This is a genomic window from Herbaspirillum rhizosphaerae (genome assembly GCF_001189965.1).
Taxonomy (GTDB): Bacteria; Pseudomonadota; Gammaproteobacteria; order Burkholderiales; family Burkholderiaceae_D; genus Herbaspirillum; species Herbaspirillum rhizosphaerae.
In genome coordinates this window covers 1-5,017 of sequence record NZ_LFLU01000037.1, presented here as the reverse complement: position 1 = coordinate 5,017, position 5,017 = coordinate 1, and the positions used below count along the sequence as shown (strand labels likewise).

Here is a 5,017-nt window from a genome sequence, read left to right as displayed (position 1 = left end):
AGAAACTTCCGGCAAGCAGTCGCTGGACGTGGTCAGCGTGCCGAACGTCGGCACCGGAGGCGAATGGTTCATTGATCCCTACGACCTGACCGTGGTCGCGTCCGGCTCGTCCTCCACCTCCACCAGCGGTAACGTGATCACATCGACGGGCAGTAGTGCGACCATTGAGGCCGGCACCATTGCCACCCAGCTCAATATGGGCAATAGCGTCACGCTGGCGACAGGAGCGGGCGGTTCGGCCAGCGGCGGCAACATCACCGTCAATGCGGCAATCAACAAGACCGGCGGTTCGTCTGCCAGCCTGACGCTCAACGCGAACAACAGTATCGCCATCAATGCCGACATCACCAGCACCAGCGGCGCGCTGAATCTGAACCTCAACAGCAACCTCAGTGGCATCGCCGGCGATCATACGGCGAACGTCAGTGGTGCGCTGGTCAGGCTTAATGGCGGCATCCTGAATGTCAGCGACGGCAGTGGCAACAGCGGCAACGGTAATCTCGCCATCAAGAGCGGCGCAACCATCGACCTCAACCAGAGCGGTATGCTCAACGCCGGCACGGTCACGATTGACAGCGGAGGCGCACTGACGAGCGTGTATAACGCCGGAGTGAGCCTGGCCGGCGATTTGAACAACAGCGGTACGGTCGGGCTCAACAATTCTGCGCTTAGTGTTGGCGGCAAACTGACCAATCAGGGAACAGTGAACCTGGCCAATGTGAGCGGCTCGCTGGGCAATGTCACCAACAGTGGCGTCCTGACGATGGCCAGCATGTTTCAGGGCATCACCGCCACCGCCTTCAACAACACCGGCTCGCTGGGTTTGAGCAACGGATCGACGCTTAACGCCGGCGCGTTGACCAATAGCGGGACTGCCACGATCAATGCATCGACGTTGAATGTCAGCACATTGACCAACACCGCTACCGGTACGGCAACCTTCATTGACGGCAGCGTAAGCGCTACCGACAAGATCACCAATGCAGGGCAGTTCACCGTCACCAACGGCACGATCAACACGGTTAACGGCTTCACTAACGTGTTGAACGCTGTGCTTAACCTGAACTACCTGTCGAATATTCATACAGGTGGCTTCAATAATGCGGGGATGGTAACGGCCAATGGTTCTGCGGGTTATGTCACGTTCGAGAATGGCTTCACCAATTCCGGCCAGATGAATTTCTCGAATAACATCATGAGCAACGGTTCCGTAAGCAACACTGGAACCATTGGCGTGACGGACGCCTATTTCAGAATTAACAACTCAGTAGACAATTCAGGCAGTTTCAACATTACCAATAGCCGGGTCGAGGCATCCAGCGGCTTCACCAACAACGCGCAAGGTACGCTCAACGTCAACTACAACACGACATTCCTGACCGGAGCGGTGACCAACCTCGGGACGATGAGCCTCGATTCCACCGCGAACAAACCGAATGGTTATACGGGTGTCACCGCGATCGGGTTCAACAACGGCGTAACCAATTTTGGCAACATGACTGTCATTGGCGACGTCACCAGCGGCGGTAGCGTCACGAACGGCAACAGCGACCATCTGACCGGCAACATCAGCTTGAGCGCCGGCGCTACGTTTAGCGGTGGCGACTGGCAAAATACCGGCAACCTTTCACTGGCATCCGGCGCCGCGATCACCGGCGGCGATTTGTCCAATAATGGCCGTGTCGTGTTGACTGGAGCAAGCCTCGGTTTCAACACGATTACCAATAACGATGGCGCATCGCTTTCCGGCACAGGATCGATCACCGCCAGCGGCCAGTTCACCAACAATGGCGTGCTGTCGCCGGGTGGAATCGGAACCGTGGGGACGCTTGGCATCACCGGCAACTTTACGCAGGGTGTCACAGGCGTGCTCAACCTCGACGTCGCCGGCGATACCAGCTATGACCTCCTGACCACCAACGGGCTGATGGTGCAGCTCGGTGGTACGTTGCAAACCAAGTTGCTGGGCGGTTATGTGCCGACGCTGAACACGCGTTTTACACCGATTACTTTCGCCGGCTCCAACGCCGGTTCCTCCTATTTCAGCCACGTGCTCGGTGACATCGTCAATACCGGCAGCGGCCTGCAAATGATCAAGGTCGACTACAAGGGATCACTGGCGCTGGCCATGACCGGTTCCGAAGACCTGACCTTCAGCGGTGGCGAGGGAGGGGGCTGGAACAATCTCACCAGCTGGAGCACCGGCAACCTGCCGACGGCGATCGATAACGTGTTCATCAACAATGGCGTGGTAACGCACAATGTGGGCGGCAGCACCGACGTCGTGAACAATCTGACTATCAGCAACGGCGCGCAGTTGAACGTGACAGCAGGCGGGCTGCAAACCACCAATTTGACGGCGCCCACTTCAAGCGTCGCCATCGGTACGCCGGAAGGACCCGGCGGCAGTCTCACCATCACCGGTACGGCGCAGATCGGTTCGCTGTCGGTGATGTACGGCGGCTATTCGCTGAACGGCACCAGTAGCTCGACCATCAACGTCAACGGCGCTTTTTCACAAGACTACAGCGGGGTCATCAACAGTAGCGGCAATGTATCGCTGACGCAGACCGACGGCAACCTGACGGTGGGCAACATCACGGCGGCCAATTTGACATTGGCATCAACGACCGGGGCGATTACGCAAAATGATGTACTGCATGTGAAGCGGCAACTGAGCTCTTCCTCGGTGAGCGGCACTACTCTGGATAATTCCAACAATCAGATCGCAGCATATGCCGGAGCCAACAGCGCCAGCGGCGACATCGTTCTGGTCAATAGGTTGAATGTCACGGACACCAGCGCAGTGCGCCTCAACGACCTGAGCAATGCTGGCGGCAATATCTCCGTCGATAATACCGGCGGCATGGTGTTGGCTGGCAATGCCAACGCCTCCGGTTCGGTCAGTCTGGTCACGCATAGTCCCCTGACCACTAACGGCAATATCACGGCCGGAAATGGCATCACTCTCGCTGCAGGTGTTCCTGGTTCAGGCCTTGCAAACGACAGTATTGTCGTCAATGGTCAACTGACGTCCACCGGCGGTATCATCAGTCTGCTGGCGGGCGGTAGTCTTACCGTCAACGGCAATATCGTCGGGGTATTTCCACCGCCTCCTGCTCCGAATCCGCCGCCTGTATTTGGCCCCGGCGTGACGCTCAATGGCGTGTTGGTGGGACCTCCTCTTCCGGTGAGTTCCTCGACACCGACGGTGACAGTAGCTACAGACACCACCAGCCAGATCGACCGCAGCGTCAACAACACCCAGACCTCGTCGACCTCGACCACCACTACCACGACAAGCACCAATCCGGTTCTCGACACCACCCAGACGACCGGAGGCGGCGCCGATAGTTTTGGCGGTGACGATAGCGGAACGGCGAACGGGCAAAGCAAGCCCGCCGATAGTGGCAAAAAAGTCGTCAAGCTGTACTGCAGCTGATCTCTCAGGAACCGATAAACATGAAACAACTTACCTCCATGAGATTCCAGCATAGCCAGGCAAACCTGCTGCATGTCTGGCGTCTGCTTTGCCTGCTCGCTTTGCTTGCCTGGGGCGGCGCCGTCTGTGCGCAAGTGGTCGGCACCGTGACGCACTTGTCGGGAGTCCTGACCGCCAAGCGCGCCGACGGCAGCACCGCCGTGCTGGCGATCCAGTCGAAGATCCAGCAGGGCGACACGCTGATCACCGAATCCAACACCTACACCCGCGTGAAATTCCTCGACAACGGCGAAATCGTCTTGCGTCCGGGATCGCAGCTGGTGGTCAAGAGCTATCTCTACGACGCCGACAAGCCCGAGAAAGACAGCGTCAGCATCAGCCTGGTCAAGGGCGGTTTGCGCGCGGTCACCGGTTTGGTCGGCAAACGCAATCACGACGCGGTGAGTTTCGACACGCCGACGGCGACCATCGGTATCCGGGGCACTCATTTCGGTGCGCTGTTCTGCCAGAACGACTGCGGCGGCGTGCCGACTGCCAACGGCTCCACGCCGCAAAACGGTCTGCACGTGGACGTGGCGCAGGGGGCGATTGTGCTGACCAACCCGGCCGGGCAGCAGGTGTTCCAGACCGGGCAGTTCGGCTATGTGGCGAACCTGAATACGCCGCCGACGGTGGTTCCGCCGACACAAGGTGTGCCGGTGACGATGCCGCAATCGATCAGCAAGAACGCGCCGGGCACTCAGCAGAGTGCGAAGAGCGGCAACGTGGATTGCATTGTCCAATAATTGAATAGCGCTCAAGCGGCCCAGGGTGCCGCAGTATGCCAGTGGGATAGACATGAATACTTCAAATCACTCGAAAAACATGACATCCGGGGCCGACGCAAGATCGGCCACTAAAAAAGATACCTGCGTCGAGCTGCTGCCGCCATCCTTCACGATGCGCGTCGGCAATCGCCGGCTGACGATGAGCTGGCGGCCACGCAAGCCGGTGCCGGTGTTGCTGACGGGTTTGCTGCGCCGTTCGTGGCGGGCGATGTTCGGTCGCGGTCTGCGCATCTCGATGACGGCCGCGGCGATCTGCGCGGCCTGGAATGTGCCTGCGCTGGCAGCTGCACCGCCGGTCAACACCTTGCCTACCGGCGGCGTCATCACCTCCGGCGCGGCCACCATCACGCAAAACGGCAACACGCTCAACATCAACCAGAGCACGCAGCAGGCAATCGGCAACTTCAGCAGCTTCAGCATCGGCGCCAACGCCACGGTCGACATCAGCCAGCCGAACTCGGCAGCGGCTTTCCTCGCCCGTGTGACCGGCACCGACCCCTCGCAGATTTACGGACTGCTCAAAGCCAACGGCTCGGTCACGCTGATCAACCAGAACGGCATCATGGTGGGACCGGGCGGCGTGGTCGACGTAGCGCGCTTCATCGCCAGTACCTTGAATATCACCGACAGCGATTTCCTGGCGGGCCGCCTGACCTTCAACGCCGGCGCAACCGCCGGCAACGTCGACAATCAAGGCACCATCAAGACCGCCACCGGCGGCAGCGTGTACCTGATCGGCGCGAATGTG

3 protein-coding genes are annotated in these 5,017 nt (G+C 59.4%); all 3 read left to right on the top strand.

The window, feature by feature from the left end; all coding sequences use genetic code 11:
* Positions 1–28 precede the first annotated feature (28 nt).
* Complete coding sequence (locus AKL25_RS24500; protein ID WP_205627304.1) at positions 29–3,442, top strand: beta strand repeat-containing protein; 3,414 nt, start codon at positions 29–31, stop codon at positions 3,440–3,442.
* Positions 3,443–3,462: 20 nt separating this feature from the next.
* The gene (locus tag AKL25_RS23525) at positions 3,463–4,227 is read left to right on the top strand and encodes a FecR family protein (protein WP_157050746.1); all 765 of its coding nucleotides are present in this window, start codon (positions 3,463–3,465) and stop codon (positions 4,225–4,227) included.
* Between the two features lie 52 nt (positions 4,228–4,279).
* The coding region (locus AKL25_RS23520) for a two-partner secretion domain-containing protein (RefSeq protein ID WP_240475846.1) at positions 4,280–5,017 on the top strand (738 nt) is incomplete at its 3' end.

What these genes read in the sequence shown, in the direction of transcription:
- AKL25_RS23525 (WP_157050746.1), top strand. Translation starts at nt 3,463, where the DNA reads ATGAAACAACTTACCTCCATGAGATTCCAGCATAGCCAGGCAAACCTG.